The 16,193-nt window shown below is 65.4% G+C and carries 16 protein-coding genes; 14 read left to right on the top strand and 2 right to left on the bottom strand.

Annotated elements, in window-relative coordinates:
• Window positions 1-7: 7 nt before the first annotated feature.
• The 3 genes from icd to clpA all read left to right on the top strand — a co-directional run bounded on the left by icd (window position 8) and on the right by clpA (window position 3,972).
• Window positions 8-1,264, top strand: coding sequence for an NADP-dependent isocitrate dehydrogenase (gene icd, locus G315_RS0101530; protein WP_018145671.1), 1,257 nt, complete (start codon window positions 8-10; stop codon window positions 1,262-1,264).
• A 105-nt stretch (window positions 1,265-1,369) separates the two neighbouring features.
• Entirely contained in the window at window positions 1,370-1,696 is a 327-nt protein-coding gene (clpS, locus tag G315_RS0101525; RefSeq protein ID WP_018650138.1) for an ATP-dependent Clp protease adapter ClpS, read from the top strand.
• Between the two features lie 5 nt (window positions 1,697-1,701).
• Window positions 1,702-3,972: an ATP-dependent Clp protease ATP-binding subunit ClpA gene (clpA, locus tag G315_RS0101520; protein WP_018145673.1), complete on the top strand. Its 2,271-nt coding sequence runs from the start codon at window positions 1,702-1,704 to the stop codon at window positions 3,970-3,972.
• Window positions 3,973-4,064: 92 nt separating this feature from the next.
• Here clpA and infA read toward each other — a convergent pair whose 3' ends face one another.
• On the bottom strand, window positions 4,065-4,283 hold the full coding sequence (gene infA, locus G315_RS0101515) for a translation initiation factor IF-1 (protein ID WP_012982660.1): 219 nt from the start codon (window positions 4,281-4,283) through the stop codon (window positions 4,065-4,067).
• Between the two features lie 197 nt (window positions 4,284-4,480).
• Between infA and fabD the strand changes: the two genes are divergently transcribed.
• The 10 genes from fabD (at window position 4,481) to G315_RS0101465 (ending at window position 13,230) form a co-directional block, all read left to right on the top strand.
• Window positions 4,481-5,425: an ACP S-malonyltransferase gene (fabD, locus tag G315_RS0101510; protein ID WP_081624439.1), complete on the top strand. Its 945-nt coding sequence runs from the start codon at window positions 4,481-4,483 to the stop codon at window positions 5,423-5,425.
• Window positions 5,426-5,475: 50 nt separating this feature from the next.
• A complete protein-coding gene (fabG, locus tag G315_RS0101505; RefSeq protein ID WP_018169780.1) occupies window positions 5,476-6,213 on the top strand; it encodes a 3-oxoacyl-ACP reductase FabG in 738 nt (245 codons plus the stop codon).
• A gap of 128 nt (window positions 6,214-6,341) precedes the next feature.
• The gene (gene acpP / locus G315_RS0101500) at window positions 6,342-6,581 is read left to right on the top strand and encodes an acyl carrier protein (protein ID WP_018145676.1); all 240 of its coding nucleotides are present in this window, start codon (window positions 6,342-6,344) and stop codon (window positions 6,579-6,581) included.
• A 129-nt stretch (window positions 6,582-6,710) separates the two neighbouring features.
• Window positions 6,711-7,931, top strand: coding sequence for a beta-ketoacyl-ACP synthase II (gene fabF / locus G315_RS0101495; RefSeq protein ID WP_018145677.1), 1,221 nt, complete (start codon window positions 6,711-6,713; stop codon window positions 7,929-7,931).
• 15 nt (window positions 7,932-7,946) lie between these two features.
• On the top strand, window positions 7,947-9,296 hold the full coding sequence (locus G315_RS0101490; RefSeq protein ID WP_019611758.1) for an aminodeoxychorismate synthase component I: 1,350 nt from the start codon (window positions 7,947-7,949) through the stop codon (window positions 9,294-9,296).
• Window positions 9,293-10,105, top strand: a complete 813-nt coding sequence (locus tag G315_RS0101485; protein ID WP_019611757.1) for an aminotransferase class IV — start codon at window positions 9,293-9,295, stop codon at window positions 10,103-10,105. The genes G315_RS0101490 and G315_RS0101485 overlap by 4 nt, the downstream gene beginning before the upstream one ends.
• Window positions 10,092-11,126 (top strand): endolytic transglycosylase MltG, encoded by a 1,035-nt coding sequence (mltG, locus tag G315_RS0101480; protein WP_019611756.1) that lies wholly within the window; start codon window positions 10,092-10,094, stop codon window positions 11,124-11,126. Before G315_RS0101485 ends, mltG begins: the two co-directional genes overlap by 14 nt.
• Window positions 11,127-11,143: 17 nt before the next feature.
• Window positions 11,144-11,797, top strand: a complete 654-nt coding sequence (gene tmk / locus G315_RS0101475) for a dTMP kinase (RefSeq protein ID WP_019611755.1) — start codon at window positions 11,144-11,146, stop codon at window positions 11,795-11,797.
• A 7-nt stretch (window positions 11,798-11,804) separates the two neighbouring features.
• Window positions 11,805-12,794: a DNA polymerase III subunit gene (locus tag G315_RS0101470; RefSeq protein WP_019611754.1), complete on the top strand. Its 990-nt coding sequence runs from the start codon at window positions 11,805-11,807 to the stop codon at window positions 12,792-12,794.
• 97 nt (window positions 12,795-12,891) lie between these two features.
• Complete coding sequence (locus G315_RS0101465) at window positions 12,892-13,230, top strand: PilZ domain-containing protein (RefSeq protein ID WP_017941553.1); 339 nt, start codon at window positions 12,892-12,894, stop codon at window positions 13,228-13,230.
• A 95-nt stretch (window positions 13,231-13,325) separates the two neighbouring features.
• Here G315_RS0101465 and G315_RS0101460 read toward each other — a convergent pair whose 3' ends face one another.
• The gene (locus tag G315_RS0101460; protein ID WP_019611753.1) at window positions 13,326-14,459 is read right to left on the bottom strand and encodes an aminotransferase class V-fold PLP-dependent enzyme; all 1,134 of its coding nucleotides are present in this window, start codon (window positions 14,457-14,459) and stop codon (window positions 13,326-13,328) included.
• 360 nt (window positions 14,460-14,819) lie between these two features.
• On the opposite strand from G315_RS0101460, the gene G315_RS0101455 reads away from it, so the two are divergent.
• A complete protein-coding gene (locus G315_RS0101455; RefSeq protein WP_019611752.1) occupies window positions 14,820-16,190 on the top strand; it encodes a KamA family radical SAM protein in 1,371 nt (456 codons plus the stop codon).
• The last annotated feature ends 3 nt before the right edge of the window (window positions 16,191-16,193 follow it).

Genomic DNA, 16,193 nt, shown 5'->3' with positions numbered 1-16,193 from the left:
AGTTGGCATGGCCTATCAGCACATTCAGGTCCCGGAGAAGGGCGAACGCATCACCGTCGACGGCCAGGGGAAGCTGCAGGTGCCGGATCATCCGGTGATCCCCTACATCGAAGGTGACGGGATCGGTGTGGACATCACCCCGGTGATGCGCCGGGTGACCGATGCGGCGGTGGAAAAGGCCTACGGCGGCAAGAAGGCCATCGAGTGGATGGAGGTTTACGCCGGCGAGAAGGCGACGCAGGTCTACGATGACGACTCCGGGCTGCCTGACGAGACCCTGGAGGCGGTGAAGGACTATCGCGTGTCGATCAAGGGTCCGCTGACCACCCCTGTGGGTGGCGGCTTCCGCTCCCTGAATGTGGCCCTGCGTCAGAAACTGGATCTGTATGTCTGTCTGCGCCCGGTGCGCTATTACGATGGCACCCCGAGCCCGTTGAAGGAGCCGGAGAAGACCGACATGGTGATCTTTCGCGAGAACTCCGAGGACATCTACGCCGGGATCGAGTTCGAGTCGGGGACCCCGGAGGTCAAGAAGGTCATCGACTTCCTGCAGGACGAGATGGGTGTCACCCAGATCCGCTTCCCGGAGACCGCCGGGATCGGTGTGAAGCCGGTCTCCAGCGAAGGCACCAAGCGCCTGGTGCGCAAGGCCATCGAATATGCGATCGATAACGATCGCCCGTCGGTGACCCTGGTGCACAAGGGCAACATCATGAAATTCACCGAAGGCTCCTTCAAGGCCTGGGGCTACGAGCTGGCACGCGAGGAATTCGGCGCGAAGGATCTGGACGGCGGTCCGTGGCAGACCTTCAAGAACCCGAAGACCGGGCGTGACATCGTGATCAAGGATGTGATCGCCGATGCCTTCCTGCAGCAGATCCTGCTGCGCCCGGAGGACTACTCGGTCATCGCGACCCTGAACCTGAACGGCGACTACATCTCCGATGCCCTCGCGGCCCAGGTGGGTGGTATCGGCATCGCGCCGGGGGCGAACCTGTCCGACAGCACGGCGATGTTCGAGGCCACGCACGGCACGGCGCCCAAGTATGCCGGTCAGGACAAGGTGAACCCGGGGTCGCTGATCCTGTCTGCCGAGATGATGCTGCGGCACCTGGGCTGGTCGGAAGCGGCCGACCTGGTGGTCAAGGGGATGGGTGGAGCGATCAGTGCCGGCGAGGTCACCTACGACTTTGCGCGGCAGATGGATGGTGTCGAGCCGATCGACTGCTCGGCCTTCGGCGAGGCGATGATCAAGCACATGTGAGGGTCGGGTGGTCGGAGTGTCCGTAAGGGCACTTGGCCTGAACCCGGAACCAATCGAGGATGACGACTAACAAACGAGTAACCGCTGAAGGCGTAATTTCGACCGATGAGTAATGACAAGCCCCAATCCCCCGATCGAGACGACTCGGTAACGGTCGAAGAATCGAGGCCGGAGCTCAAGCCACCGCGACAGTACAAGGTGGTATTGCTCAACGACGATTTCACGCCGATGGAGTTCGTGATCGAAGTACTGGAGACCTTCTTCAGCATGGATCGCGAGAAGGCCACCCGGGTCATGTTGCATGTGCATACGCGTGGCAAAGGCGTATGCGGCATCTTTACCCGGGATGTGGCCGAGACCAAGGTGGCGCAGGTGAACGACTATGCCCGCAGTCATCAGCACCCACTGCTTTGCTCGATGGAGGAGGTCTGACTCCCATGCTCGACAAGGAACTCGAATTCAGCCTGAACATGGTCTTCAAGGAGGCCCGCGAAAAGCGTCACGAGTTCGTGACGGTTGAGCATCTGCTGATGGCGCTGGCGCAAAACCCCAGCGCTGCCACGGTGCTGCGGGCCTGCGGGGGCGATCTCGATCGCATCCGCGACGAGCTTGCGGCCTATATTGACGAAAACACGCCGCGCATCCCGCCGAGCGATTCGCGCGAGACCCAGCCAACCCTGGGCTTCCAGCGAGTGCTGCAGCGGGCGGTATTCCATGTGCAATCCAGCGGGCGCAAGGAGGTCTCCGGCGCCAACGTGCTGGTGGCCCTGTTCGGAGAGCAGGACAGCCAGGCCCTGTACGTGCTGGGTCAGCAGAACATCTCGCGTCTGGACGTCGTGAATTTCATCTCCCACGGCATCTCCAAGGTCGGGGAAGACGAACTCGGGGCCCAGCCCAACCCGGGCGAGTCCCAGGGCGAGCCGGTGGAGGGTGAGCGCGAAGAAAAGACCAACGCGCTGCAGCTCTACGCCGCCAACCTGAACGACAAGGCGCGCAAGGACGAGATCGACCCGCTGATCGGGCGCGATCACGAGATCGAACGCACCATCCAGATCCTCTGCCGCCGCCGCAAGAACAACCCATTGCTGGTGGGCGAGGCCGGCGTGGGCAAGACCGCGATCGCCGAGGGCCTGGCGCGCCGCATCGTCGATGAACAGGTACCGGACGCGATCGCGTCTGCCACCGTCTATTCGCTGGATCTGGGCGCGCTGGTCGCCGGCACCAAGTACCGCGGTGACTTCGAAAAGCGTCTGAAAGGCGTGCTCGCCCAGCTCAAGAAAGAGCCGGGCGCGGTGCTGTTCATCGACGAGATCCACACCATCATCGGGGCCGGCGCGGCCTCCGGCGGGGTGATGGACGCCTCCAACCTGATCAAGCCGATGCTCGCCTCGGGCGAATTGAAGTGCATCGGGTCCACCACCTATCAGGAATATCGCGGCATCTTCGAGAAGGACCGGGCCCTGGCGCGGCGCTTCCAGAAGATCGAGGTGCCGGAGCCGACGGTGGACGAGACCGAGCAGATCCTCCGCGGCCTGAAGTCCCGCTTCGAGACGCATCACAACGTGCGCTTCACCAAGCCGGCCCTGCGCGCGGCGGCGGAACTGGCCGATCGCTACATCACCGACCGCTTTCTGCCGGACAAGGCCATCGACCTGATCGACGAGGCCGGGGCCAGCCGGCAGTTGCAGCCGGTCAGCCAGCGCAAGAAGACCATCGGCGTCCAGGACATCGAGACGATCGTGGCCAAGATCGCGCGCATCCCGCCGAAGTCCGTCTCCAGTTCCGACAAGGAGACCCTGCGCCACCTCGATCGCAACCTGAAGATGACCGTCTTCGGACAGGACGAGGCCATCGGGACGTTATCCACCGCGATCAAGATGGCCCGCTCCGGGCTGGGCGACATGGACAAGCCGATCGGCTCGTTCCTGTTTGCCGGGCCGACCGGTGTCGGCAAGACCGAGGTCACGCGCCAACTGGCGCAGCAGATGGGCATCCATCTGGCCCGCTTCGACATGTCCGAGTATATGGAGCGGCATACCGTATCGCGCCTGATCGGGGCGCCGCCGGGCTATGTGGGCTACGAACAGGGAGGGTTGCTGACCGATGCCATCCTCAAGCATCCGCATTCGGTGCTGCTGCTGGACGAGATCGAGAAGGCCCACCCGGACGTCTTCAATGTGCTGCTGCAGGTGATGGATCACGGCACGCTGACCGATGCCAACGGGCGCGAGGTCGACTTCCGCAACGTGATCCTGGTGATGACCACCAACGCGGGGGCCGAGCAGGCCAGCCGTCCATCGGTGGGCTTTACCAAACAGGATCATTCCAGCGATGCGATGGAAGCGATCAAGCGCACGTTCACGCCGGAGTTCCGCAACCGCCTGGATGCCACCATTCAGTTCGGGCCGCTGGACGAGGCCACCATCCTCAGCGTCGTCGACAAGTTCCTGATCCAGCTGCAAGCCCAGCTCGATGAGAAGAAGGTGCATATGACGGTCGAGCCGGAGGCGCGTGCCTGGCTGGCCGAGCACGGCTACGACGTCAAGATGGGCGCGCGCCCGATGGCGCGTACGTTGCAGGAGTACATCAAGAAGCCGCTGGCCGACGAGCTGCTGTTCGGGCGACTGGCCCACGGTGGCGAAGTGGTGGTCCGATTGGGCGAGGCCGGTCTGGAGCTGGATATCCAGGAAACCGCGGTGCCGTCCTGACGCGGCTCGCCGGTCCGGCGTTACCGGGCCCGGGAGGGCCCGCAAACGAAGAAGCCCCGGTCCGGCCGGGGCTTCTTCGTTGGAGAGGGAACTTACTTGTTGCGGTAGACGATACGACCCTTGGTCAGGTCATAGGGCGTCATCTGCACGATCACCTTGTCGCCGCGCAGGATCCGGATGTAATGCTTGCGCATTTTTCCGGAGATGTGCGCCGTGATCGTGTGCCCGTTTTCGAGCTCCACCCGGAAGGTGGTGTTGGGGAGCGTTTCGACTACAGTGCCCTCCAGCTCGATTTCGTCTTCCTTCGCCATACGGTCCCTCTCGTATTGAATCAAGGTGCGACATTATCCGGATGCACCGGCGGAACACAAGTCACGTGGCGGCTTTCGGGGGACATAGCCTCCCCCCGGCGACGGACCAGAGCCGGTCCCTGCGGATGGGCGGCGTTTGCCGGGGTGTACGTGACCGCCTACACTACGCGCGCTTTCACGCGCGAGATCTGTAACGAATGACAACTTCTTGGGCCGCCGTATTTCCGGGGCAAGGGTCCCAGTCCACCGGCATGCTGGCCGATCTGGGCGATGACCACGCCATTGTCCGCGACACCTTTCAGGAAGCGTCGGATTGCCTCGACGCGGATCTCTGGAGCCTTTGCCAGCATGGTCCGGTGGAACAACTCAACCAGACCGAGTGGACACAACCGGTGATGCTGGCTGCCGGGGTTGCCACTTGGCGCCTCCTGACCGAACAAACGGACGCCCGCCCGCAGGCCGTCGCGGGCCACAGCCTGGGCGAGTACAGCGCCCTGGTCGCCGCCGGCGTCCTGCGCTTCCCGGATGCGGTACGCCTGGTCGCCGAGCGCGCCCGGGCCATGCAGGCTGCGGTGCCGGAAGGTGAAGGCGCGATGGCGGCCATCCTTGGGCTCGACGATGCCGCGGTACACGCGCTTTGCCTCGAGCATGCCGGAGGCGAGATCCTGGAGGCGGTCAATCTGAACGCGCCGGGGCAGGTCGTGATTGCGGGCAATGCCACCGCGGTGGATCGGGCCGTAAGCGCCGCCAAGGATGCGGGTGCAAAGCGCGCCCTGAAGCTGCCAGTCTCGGTCCCGTCGCATTGCGCACTGATGCGCCCGGCCGCGGAACGCCTGCAGGCGGCCCTGGACGGCACCCGCTTTCAGTCCCCAACCATCCCGGTCTGGCAGAATGTGACCGCAGGGCCGACCGATTCCGCCGCGGCCATCAAGGATAATCTGGCCGCACAGCTGTATCGCCCGGTGCGCTGGGTCGAGACCATTCGCGGCTTGCGCGGGCAGGGCGTGGCGGTTCAGGTTGAATGCGGGCCGGGACGCGTCCTGACCGGTCTTGCCAAACGCATCGACCGCGAACTGGAGCTGTTCGATGTCGCCGACCGCGATACCCTGAAGGTTACGCTCGAACGTCTGGCCGCAGGCTGATCGACCGATCGCGACGGCGGCTTCCTCTCATTTGAAGTAAAGGCACAACCATGTCCGACAGCAAACGTGTAGCCCTTGTAACCGGTGCAAGCCGCGGAATTGGCGCGGCCATTGCCCGCCGTCTGGCGGAGCAGGGCCTGCAGGTGGTGGGTACCGCGACCAGTGCGTCCGGCGCCGAGCGGATCACCGAAACCCTGAAGCAATGGGGCGGGCGCGGCATTGCGATGGACGTGACCGACGCGGACTCCGTCGCGACCGGCCTGCAGGCGATCCAGGAACAGGAAGGGCCGATCGAGGTGCTGGTCAACAATGCCGGTATTACTCGCGACAACCTGTTCATGCGCATGAAGGACGCGGAATGGGACGCAGTCCTCGACACGAACCTGTCCGCTGCTGTGCGCCTGACACAGCGCCTGCTGAAAGGCATGATGAAACTGCGCCGCGGCCGCATCATCCTGGTTGGTTCGGTCGTGGGCTCCACCGGCAACGCCGGGCAGACCAACTACGCCGCCGCGAAAGCCGGCCTTGCGGGATTTGCCCGTTCCCTGGCGCGCGAGGTCGGCAGCCGCAGTATCACCGTGAACACGGTCGCACCGGGTTTCATCGATACCGACATGACCCGCGAACTGGGCGATGACACCAAACAGGCCCTGCTCGGACAGATTCCGCTGGGGCGCCTGGGGGCGCCGGAAGAGATCGCCGCGGCCGTCGGTTTCCTGGCCTCCGAGGAGGCCGGATACATCACCGGCGAGACCCTGCATGTGAACGGCGGGATGTTCATGCATTGATCACGACGGGTCGGCCGCAGGCCGCCCGCACGGCCCGCTGCGCGGATCGCTAGATCGCGGCGGGGCTTTTCTCTAGAATGGCGGACCTTTCAACGAAGCCGCCTCACACTGAAGGGGATTTCTGAACCATGAGTAGCATTGAAGAACGCGTCAAGAAAATCGTTGTCGAGCAGCTGGGTGTCAAGGAAGAGGACGTGACCAACGCGGCCGGCTTCGTCGACGACCTGGGTGCGGATTCGCTGGACACGGTGGAACTCGTCATGGCGCTCGAAGAGGAATTCGAAACCGAAATCCCCGACGAGCAGGCGGAAAAGATCACCACCGTGCAGCAGGCGATCGATTACATCAACGAGCACATGAAGGACTGATTCGACGCCTCCGGGCGCCGATCAGGACGACGCGAACGGGCCTTCCTGCGCGCAGGGCGGCCCTTCGTCGTTGCGCTGAGCGCGTAATTTCAGTCTTTCGAGGAGAACACATTGGCTAAGCGACGTGTCGTGATTACCGGACTGGGGATCGTCTCCCCGGTCGGATCCACTATCGACAAGGCCTGGAGCAACATCAAGGCCGGCAAGAGCGGCATTTCCCCCATCGATGTCTTCGATGCCTCGGACATGCCGGTGAAGATCTCCGGCGCGGTCCGGGACTTCGAGGCCAATGACTACGTCCCGCCGAAAGACCAGAAGAAGATGGATACCTTCGTCCTTTACGGGATCGCGGCGGGGCTTCAGGCCCTGGATGACTCCGGGCTGGAAGTCACCGAGGAGAACGCCGAGCGGATCGGGGTGGCCATTGGCTCCGGCATCGGCGGGCTGCCCTATATCGAACGTTCCTACGGCGCGTATCTGAAGGGCGGGGCGCGCAAGATCTCCCCATTCTTCGTGCCCAGTGCGATCATCAACATGGTGGCGGGGAATCTGTCCATCATGCGCAACCTGCAGGGCCCGAATATCTCCATCGTCTCGGCCTGCGCCACTGGCACCCACAATATTGGCGACGCCGCTCGCATGATCGCCTATGGCGACGCCGATGCCATGGTCGCCGGCGGGGCCGAGATGGCCACGACGCCACTGGGCATTGGCGGCTTTGCTGCCGCCCGCGCGCTGTCCACTCGCAATGATGATCCCGAGCGCGCCTCGCGTCCCTGGGACAAGGATCGCGATGGCTTTGTGCTGAGCGATGGCGCCGGGGTGATGATGCTCGAGGAGTACGAGCACGCGAAGGCCCGCGGGGCCCACATCTACTGCGAAGTGGCCGGCTTCGCCTGGAATGCGGATGCGCACCACATGACGCAGCCGGTCCAGGATGGTTCCGGTGCCGCCAAGTGCATGCATCGTGCCTTGAAAGATGCCGGTGTGAATCCGGAAGAGGTTGGGTACATCAATGCTCACGGAACCTCGACCCCCGCGGGTGACCTGGCGGAGACCCAGGGCCTGAAGAAGGCCTTCGGCGATCATGCTTACAAGCTCATGGTCAACTCCACCAAGTCGATGACCGGCCACCTGCTGGGTGCCGCCGGCGGGATCGAGGGCGTGTTTACCGCCCTGGCGCTGCGCGATCAGGTGTCACCGCCGACCATCAACCTGGATAACCCGAGCGAAGGGTGCGACCTGAACTACGTGGCCAACGAGGCACGCGAGATGAAGACCAAGGTCGGCCTGTCGAACTCCTTCGGTTTCGGGGGCACCAACGGCACCCTGGTGTTCCGCAGCATCTGACGCTGCGGCGCCGCCATGGCGGTCCATGAACTGGGCGCCGGGGTCGACTTCGCGGCCCTGGCGCGGCGATTCCCAGAGCGCTATCCCCACCTGCTGGAGTCGGCCCTGATCGGGCAGGCTCCCGCTCGTTTTTCCATCCTGTTCGCCTTCCCCGGCCGCACGTTGTCCAGTGCGGCCGGGGAAGACGTCCTTGGCGTGCTGGACCAGGATCTCTCGAGCACACCACCACTCGACCCCGAAGACGCCGCATATGCCCATCTCCCGTTCCTCGGGGGATGGTTTCTGTACGCCGGGTACGAACTGGCCTGGCGCATGGAGCCGGCCCTGGGTGACTGCCGATCCGACCCCTGGCTGCCGGATGCACTGGTGACCTATTTTCCGGCGGCACTGGTCCACGATCACCACGAGGGGACGACCTGGTTCGTCGACGAGGCAGGCGATTGCGCGCGTTTGGAGCGGGTGGAGTCGGACTGCGCGACAGTCCGGGGCCAGCCGAGTCCCGCATCCGAGCCGCTGCCCGCCCTGGCCCTTCAGGAGGAGGACGCCCAGTGCTATCGCGACGCAGTGATGAAGGGTCTCGAGTACATCCGGGCCGGCGACACCTTTCAGGTCAATCTGTCCCGCGAATGGCGTGCCACCGCCACGCAGCCGCTGGATCCGGCGGGGCTGTACACCCGCTTGCGCGAGGCCAATGCCGCGCCGTTTGCCGCGTGGCTGCAACTCCCCGGGGCTCACGTGATCAGTTCCTCCCCTGAGCGGCTGGTGTCGGTGGAAAACGCCATGGTCGAGACCCGGCCGATTGCGGGGACCCGTCGCCGCGATCCGGATGCGGAAGAAGACCGGCGTCTTTTCAGTGAGTTGACGTTCAACATCAAGGAACGCGCCGAGCATGTCATGCTCGTGGATCTGGAACGCAATGATGTCGGGCGGGTGGCCGAGATCGGTAGCGTGCGCGTGGCGGAGCTGATGACCATCGAGAGCTATCGCCGGGTGCATCACATCGTCTCCAGCATTGTCGGGCGCCTGCGCCCGGGCACCACCACGGCCGACATCCTGCGCGCGGTCTTTCCGGGCGGCACCATCACCGGCTGCCCGAAGATCCGCAGCATGCAGATCATCCAGGAACTGGAACAACAGGCGCCGCGTGGGGCCTACACCGGAGGCTGCGGGTACGTCAGCCGCCACGGCCGCATGGATACCAATATCCTGATCCGGACCCTCGTCGTTCGGGGGAACGAACTGCGTTTTCGGGCGGGGGCCGGGATCGTCGCGGATTCCGATCCCGAGCGCGAGCTGGAGGAGACCCGGCACAAGGCACGCGGCCTGCTGGAGGCGCTGCAGGGGGCGGGGGAGAAGAGCCCATGATCCTGGTGAACGGCGAGCCCGAGGGGCGGGTATCGGCATTGGATCGCGGGCTGCTCCTGGGCGACGGCCTGTTCGAGACGCTACGGGTGCGACAGGGCCGACCGCAGCTATGGTCCTACCACTGGGCCCGCCTGACGCGCGGGCTGGGGCACCTCGGGTTTCCGGAAATCGGTGAGACCGAGGTGCTGGACGAGATTGCGCGAGTGGCGACCCTGCCAGTCTGCATGGTCCGGCTGACGGTGACCCGGGGTGAGGGGCCACGGGGCTACGCGCCGCCTGCGGCACCGGTACTGACTCGGATCGTCAGTGCCGGTCCGGCGCTGGACGACGCCGCCCCCACTGAACGCGAATCCCTAAGCCTGGGTTGGGCCGCAGTGCCGATCGGCGTAAACCCGGCGCTCGCGGGCCTCAAGCACACCAGTCGCCTCGAGCACGTGATGGCCCGGCGCAGCTGGCAACCGGGCTGGGACGAGGCAATCCTCCACGATGCGCTGGGGCGCGTGGTCAGCGCCACGCAGGGGAATCTCTGGCTGCGCGAAGGGCGTACCTTGCTCACCCCGCCGGTGGATCAGTCCGGGATTGCCGGTACGCGGCGCGCCTGGGTCCTCGAGCATGCCGAACGGTTCGGGTTCGAGGTGATCAAGGCGTATCCGGAGCCCGCGCGTATCGAGCGTGCCGATGCGCTCTATGTCAGCAACGCGCGGATCGGGATGACCCCGGCCGTGCTGTCCGAAGGGGACAAGCGGGGGGCTGCGTGGCAGGATGATCCGCTGTATCCAATGGGAATCGCATTGCATGAAGCGGATTAGCCTCGCTGTCCTGGCCCTCCTGGTCGTTCTGGCCCTGGGCGCCGCCTGGTGGCTGAGCGAACACTACCAGGCGCAGCTGGATACGCCGATGGCGCTGGACGCCTCGGAACGCTTTCAGTTGGAACCGGGACAGGGGCTGCGTTCGGTGAGCAGGACCTTTGCCGAACGCGGCTGGGTGGATTCTGCCTGGGTGCTCGAGGCCTATGGACGGCGTCAAGGCATTGCAGCGCGTCTCCAGGCGGGGGAATACGCCGTGACGCCGGGCATGACCCCGCGCGAACTGATCCATGCGATGGCCCGCGGCGAGGTGGTGCAGCATCGCCTCACGTTCCCGGAGGGCTGGACCATCCGCCAGGCGCTGGCCGCCCTGCGCGAGCACCCGGAACTCATCGGGCCCGCCGAATCGGTCGGGGTCGACAACCTGCTGGAGGCACTGGGGCTCGAGGACCTGGGACACCCGGAGGGATGGTTCCTGCCGGACACCTATTTCTTCGGCTCCGGAACCGAGGCCCTGACGGTGCTGCAACGCGCCCACCAGGCGATGCGCCTGCACCTGGACCGCGCCTGGGAGGACCGAATCGAGGACCACCCGGTGAATTCCCCCTATGAGCTGCTGATCCTTGCCTCCATCATCGAACGCGAGACCGGGCGCGGGGACGAGCGTGACCGGGTGGCCGGGGTGTTCGTGAATCGGCTCAAGCGCGGCATGCGCCTGCAGACCGACCCCACCCTGCTGTACGCGCAGGAGCCCGGCGTACAACGCCTGACGCGCGCCGAACTGGACCGCGATCATCCCTACAACACCTATACCCGTGCCGGACTCCCGCCAACGCCCATCGCCCTGCCGGGGCGCGCGGCCTTGCAGGCGGCGGCACGTCCGGCCGCAACCAATGACCTGTTCTTCGTCTCGCGCGGCGACGGCAGTCATCATTTCTCCGAGACCTATCGTGAGCATCGCGAGGCCGTGATCCGCTACCAGCTGGGCGGGGATGGCAGCCGCTACGGCATACGCAACCGGTAACTGGAGACGCCCTGCACATGGAACGCTCGCCCCATTCCGGCCGTTTCCTGGTCCTCGAAGGCATCGAGGGCTCGGGCAAGACCACCCAGATCGAGCGCCTGGACAGCGCGCTGCGCGCTGCCGGACACCCGGTGCGCAACACCCGGGAGCCGGGCGGGACCGCCCTCGGCGAACGCCTGCGCGGCCTGCTGCTGGACCCCGATCTGCCGGGCATGTGTGCCGAGTCCGAGCTGCTGCTGATGTTCGCCGCGCGGGCCCAGCACCTGCACGAGGTGATTCGGCCGGCTCTGCAGGCCGGCGATTGGGTGCTTAGCGACCGCTTTACCGATGCCTCGTTTGCCTACCAGGGGGCCGGGCGGGGGCTCGGCTCCCAGCGGGTCGCGCAGCTGGAGGACTGGCTGCAGGGCGATCTCCGCCCGGATCTGGTAATCCTGCTGGACATCGACCCAGAGACCGGGCTCGATCGCGCCGTCCAGCGCGGCCGGCGAGACCGCATCGAACGCGAGGCGCTGGACTTCTTCGAGCGCGCACGCCAGGCGTATCGGGAACGCGCCGAGCGAGCGCCGGGACGCTATCTGGTCGTGGATGCATCCGCGGACCCGGACACGGTAGCCGAGTGCATCCTCGCGGGCGTGCGCGAGCGCCTGCCGTTGCACGCGTTGGAGGGTTAAGGGGGCCATGGCTGCGCCAGTCACCGACGATACCCTGCCGCCCTGGCTGCAAAAGCCGTGGGAGGCGCTGGCGCGGCGCGGGCGCGAAGGGCGCCTGCCCAGCGGTCTGCTGATTCATGGCGCTCCGGGCGTTGGCAAGGCACTGCTGACGCGGGCGCTAGTCCAGGCCCTGCTGTGCCAGCGCGCGACGGGCACCGAGCCGCCGTGCGGCGAATGCAACGGCTGTCGCAGCTTCCTTGGTGCTGTACACCCCGAGGTGATGACGCTGGAGCCGGAGGAGGCGGGCAAGGAGATCCTGATCGCGGCGGCCCGCGAGGCGATCGAGTTTCTCTCGCTGTCCGGTTCGGGCGGGCTGCGCAGCGTGATCATCCGCCCGGCCGATGCCCTGAACACGAATGCGGCGAATGCGCTGCTGAAGACCCTGGAGGAACCCCCGCCCAGGGCCATGCTGATTCTCGAGGCGGCGCAGCCGGCGCGCCTGCCAGCGACCATCCGCAGCCGCTGCCAGATGGTCGAGATCGCCACGCCGGGGCCTGTCGAAGCAACGGACTGGCTGCGCGGGGCCGCCGATGACCCTGCGGCAGTGGACGAGGCCTATGCCGCCAGTCTCGGGCGTCCGCTGGCCGCCCGCGAGATCCTGACCGACCCCGACCGTATGGCGCGCTGGGAACAGGACCGCGAGGCCCTGACCCTGTTACTCCGGCGCCCCGGGGTGACACCGATGGCCAGTGCCATGCAACGCAGCCTGCCGGAATCCCTGATCCCGCGAATCCAGGCCCTGCTGGTTGCGGCCCAGCGCCTGCTCGTCAACGGCGAGCCGGATGCGTTTGGCCGGCAGTTCCCGCGCGATCGACTCGAGGACTTCGCGCTCCGCATGGGACCGCGGCGGCTGGCCGAACTCTCGAATCAAGCGCTCGGCTGGCAACGCCAGGCCTCGCGCCAGCTCAACCCGCAGCTGCGCATGGAAGACATCGCATTGAGCTTCCTCGAGCAGTAAGGCGTCACTCGCCACGAGTACAGTCGGGGTGGCGCGGTATCGGTGCGATGGGCGATACTGCCAGACCCAGTACGATTTCAGGTCACACGGAGGGTCTATGGCCGGGCAGGGCATGCTCACCTTGGCAATCAAGGAAAAACCCGCGCTGTATGCGGCATACATGCCGTTCGTGACCAATGGCGGTCTATTCATCCCGACCGACAAGGCCTACAAGCTCGGAGACCAGGTCTTCCTGCTGCTGTCACTACTGGAGGATTCGGATCGCCTTCCGACCCCCTGCACGGTGGTCTGGATTACGCCGCCGCGCGCCCAGGGCAACCGGCTGCGGGGCATCGGCGTGCAGTTCAACAAGTCGGACAAGGGTGTGACCCACCGCCGCATCGAGGAACACCTGGGCGGCATGCTGAACTCCGACCGCAAGACGCATACCTTCTAGACGTCTGGAAGAGCCGTCTTGACCGACGCTGCGTCGGGACCTTGCATCGCGCACGAACACCCGCTTGCCACCCCTTCGCGACGAGCCTGAAACCGTCAGCGCACGTTCGCGGCACCGGTCTCGCGGATGGCCTCGCCCAGCGTTTCCAGCGCCTGGTCAATCTGCGCCCGCGTCAGGTAGAAGTGGGGCGCAAAGCGGATCCCGCCGCCTCGCATGGCACACAGGATGCCGTGCCCCTGAAGCCTCGCGTATAGCGCTTCCAGGTCATCCACCGGCGGTCGGAACGTCAGGATGCCGGCACGCCGGCCGCGCGGTGTCAGGATTTGGCAGCCATGCGCACGCAGGCCGTCTTCCAGATGCAGCCAGTGCTCGCGGATCTCGTGGTCGATGCTGTCCAGCCCGATCTCCAGCAGAAGGGAGAGACTGGCGTGCAGGGCGTGAATCCCGAGCATGTTCGGACTGCCCGGTTCGAAACGCCGTGCACTCGTGGCGGGCTCGATCCCCGGGTTCGAGAAATCGCCGGCATGCGCCAGCATGTTCCAGCCATATTCCTGCAGCGTCAGCCGTTCGCGGATCTCCGGGTTTACGTAGAACACCCCGATTCCCTCGGGCGCCAGCATCCACTTGTGGGCATCGGCCATCACGAAGTCGGCATGGCAACCCGGGGCATCGAAGGGCAGGGCGCCCAGGTGCTGGATCGCATCGACACAGAACAGGATGCGCCGCGAGCGCAGTTCCGCACCCAGCGCCTGGATGTCGACACGCAGCCCGGAGTCGTAGCGCACAGCACTGGTGGCCACCAGGCGGGTCCGCGCATCACATGCGGCCAGCAGGTCGCGCTCCGGTTCCTCGCCAATGGCGACCTCGCGCGCCTCGAGGCCGAAACGCTCTGCGGCGGCCAGCCAGACGACACGATTGGACGGGAACTCGTGCGCCGGGAACACCACATTGTCGCCCGGCTGCCAGTCCAGGCCGAAGGCCACCATCGACAGCGCCTCGGACGTGTTCTTCACGAAGGCAATGTCCTCTGCGGACGGCGCCCCGATCAACGCTCGTGCGAGTTCCCGCGTCGCGTCGATTTGCTGCAGCCACTGCAGGTAGTCACGCGAGCCATGGGCCACGTTCTCCCGGGCGAAGCGGCAGACCGCGTCCTCGGTGCGCCGGGGCCAGGGGCCCACGGCGGCATGATTGAGGTGGATGATCCCTTCCTGTGGAAACTCCGGGTGCATGCGATCCTCCTTGGCGGGAGCCAAAGGGTAACCCAGTCAGGCGAGGCTTAGAACACCCGGAGAGACGCAGCCGAAGGAGCCCGCCTGCGCACCCGACGCATCAGCCGCGCCCGGGAACTGGTTGTGAAAATGCTCTCAAGTTGTTAATTTACCGGCTTCTGAAGGTCCCGCTACCCCGCCCATCGACAGCGGCACGGGTCAGCATCTTACTCGCAGCTCTTCCGGACGCCGTTCGCGTGCGAATGGTCATCCCGTATTCCTAGAGCTTGAGCGCCCCGAACGTCCCGGGATACACGCGCATCCTCGCCCATCGCTGCGGCGAGGCACTCCAATTTCAGTTTGTCGGCACAGGAGTCGCGGATGAATTCCGTTGTCCAGTTCTATCGTGATCCCCAGCTTGGTGCGGTCGAGCCGCGCGAGTTCCGCGTCTTTAATGAACGCTCGATCGAACGCATCCCGGCCCTGGCCAGCCTGCCCGAGGCCATACGCTTCGAGATGCAGGTGGTTGCCAGTGTGCTTCCGTTCCGGGTCAATGACTACGTGATCGAGGAGCTGATCGACTGGAGCCGGGTTCCCGACGATCCAATCTTCCAGCTAACCTTTCCGCAACGGGACATGCTGGCCCCCGAGGCCTTCGACCGCATGGCCGTTCTGCATCGCCAAGGGGCAGGGCGGGCCGAGATCCAGGCCCTCGCGCGCGCGCTGCGCGAGGAGCTCAACCCGCATCCGGCCGGGCAGATGGAGCTCAACCGCCCGAGCGAGGAAGCGGGCGAGGTCATCAACGGCCTCCAGCACAAGTACCGTGAAACCGTGCTGTTCTTCCCCGGCCAAGGCCAGACCTGCCACAGTTATTGCACCTTCTGCTTCCGCTGGGCCCAGTTCGTCGGTGACAAGGAGCTGCGCATCGCCAGCACCGATGCCGCGTTGCTGCACGACTACCTGCGCGGCCATCCGGAGATCAGCGACCTTCTGATGACGGGAGGCGACCCGATGGTGATGAAAACCAAGCACCTGAAGGCCTATCTTGAGGCCTTGCTGGAGCCCGAGCTGGCCCACATACAGACCGTACGGATCGGCACCAAGGCCCTGACATTCTGGCCTTACCGATTCGTGACCGACTCGGATGCGGACGAACTGTTGCGTCTACTGGAACGGCTGGTCGAGGCGGGCAAGCACGTGGCCCTGATGGCGCATTACAACCATCCGAACGAACTGCGGACCCCGATTGCCCACGAGGCCATCCGTCGGGTACGGGATACCGGCGCCGAAATCCGTTCCCAGGGGCCCTTGCTCCGGCACATCAATGACGACGCCGAGGCCTGGGCCGAGCTGTGGCGCGAACAGGTACGCCTCGGGATCATCCCGTACTACATGTTTGTCGAACGCGACACCGGGGCACGGCGGTACTTCGAGGTCCCGCTGGCGCGCGCCTGGGAAATCTACCGCGAAGCCATGAAACAGGTCTCGGGGCTCGGGCGTACCGCCCGCGGCCCCTCAATGAGCGCCGAGCCCGGCAAGGTGGAGATCCAAGGCGTTGCCGAGGTCCAGGGCGAGAAGGTCTTCGTCCTGCGCTTCATCCAGGCACGCAACCCCGACTGGGTCCAGCGCCCGTTTTTTGCGCGCTACGATGACCAGGCCACCTGGCTCGATCAGCTCAAACCCGCCTTCGGCGAAGATCGCTTCTTCTTCGAGGACGAGCTGATGGCGATGAAGGCCGAATCGGCTCACTGAGTC

The sequence above is a fragment of the Thioalkalivibrio sp. AKL7 genome (genome assembly GCF_000381705.1).
Lineage (GTDB): Bacteria > Pseudomonadota > Gammaproteobacteria > Ectothiorhodospirales > Ectothiorhodospiraceae > Thioalkalivibrio > Thioalkalivibrio versutus.
Note: the sequence above shows the minus strand (reverse complement) of the source record. Positions and strands in the feature narration are given on the sequence as shown.

What these genes read in the sequence shown, in the direction of transcription:
- icd (WP_018145671.1), top strand. Translation starts at nt 8, where the DNA reads ATGGCCTATCAGCACATTCAGGTCCCGGAGAAGGGCGAACGCATCACC.
- clpS (WP_018650138.1), top strand. Translation starts at nt 1,370, where the DNA reads ATGAGTAATGACAAGCCCCAATCCCCCGATCGAGACGACTCGGTAACG.
- clpA (WP_018145673.1), top strand. Translation starts at nt 1,702, where the DNA reads ATGCTCGACAAGGAACTCGAATTCAGCCTGAACATGGTCTTCAAGGAG.
- infA (WP_012982660.1), bottom strand. Translation starts at nt 4,283, where the DNA reads ATGGCGAAGGAAGACGAAATCGAGCTGGAGGGCACTGTAGTCGAAACG.
- fabD (WP_081624439.1), top strand. Translation starts at nt 4,481, where the DNA reads ATGACAACTTCTTGGGCCGCCGTATTTCCGGGGCAAGGGTCCCAGTCC.
- fabG (WP_018169780.1), top strand. Translation starts at nt 5,476, where the DNA reads ATGTCCGACAGCAAACGTGTAGCCCTTGTAACCGGTGCAAGCCGCGGA.
- acpP (WP_018145676.1), top strand. Translation starts at nt 6,342, where the DNA reads ATGAGTAGCATTGAAGAACGCGTCAAGAAAATCGTTGTCGAGCAGCTG.
- G315_RS0101490 (WP_019611758.1), top strand. Translation starts at nt 7,947, where the DNA reads ATGGCGGTCCATGAACTGGGCGCCGGGGTCGACTTCGCGGCCCTGGCG.
- G315_RS0101485 (WP_019611757.1), top strand. Translation starts at nt 9,293, where the DNA reads ATGATCCTGGTGAACGGCGAGCCCGAGGGGCGGGTATCGGCATTGGAT.
- mltG (WP_019611756.1), top strand. Translation starts at nt 10,092, where the DNA reads ATGAAGCGGATTAGCCTCGCTGTCCTGGCCCTCCTGGTCGTTCTGGCC.
- tmk (WP_019611755.1), top strand. Translation starts at nt 11,144, where the DNA reads ATGGAACGCTCGCCCCATTCCGGCCGTTTCCTGGTCCTCGAAGGCATC.
- G315_RS0101470 (WP_019611754.1), top strand. Translation starts at nt 11,805, where the DNA reads ATGGCTGCGCCAGTCACCGACGATACCCTGCCGCCCTGGCTGCAAAAG.
- G315_RS0101465 (WP_017941553.1), top strand. Translation starts at nt 12,892, where the DNA reads ATGGCCGGGCAGGGCATGCTCACCTTGGCAATCAAGGAAAAACCCGCG.
- G315_RS0101460 (WP_019611753.1), bottom strand. Translation starts at nt 14,459, where the DNA reads ATGCACCCGGAGTTTCCACAGGAAGGGATCATCCACCTCAATCATGCC.
- G315_RS0101455 (WP_019611752.1), top strand. Translation starts at nt 14,820, where the DNA reads ATGAATTCCGTTGTCCAGTTCTATCGTGATCCCCAGCTTGGTGCGGTC.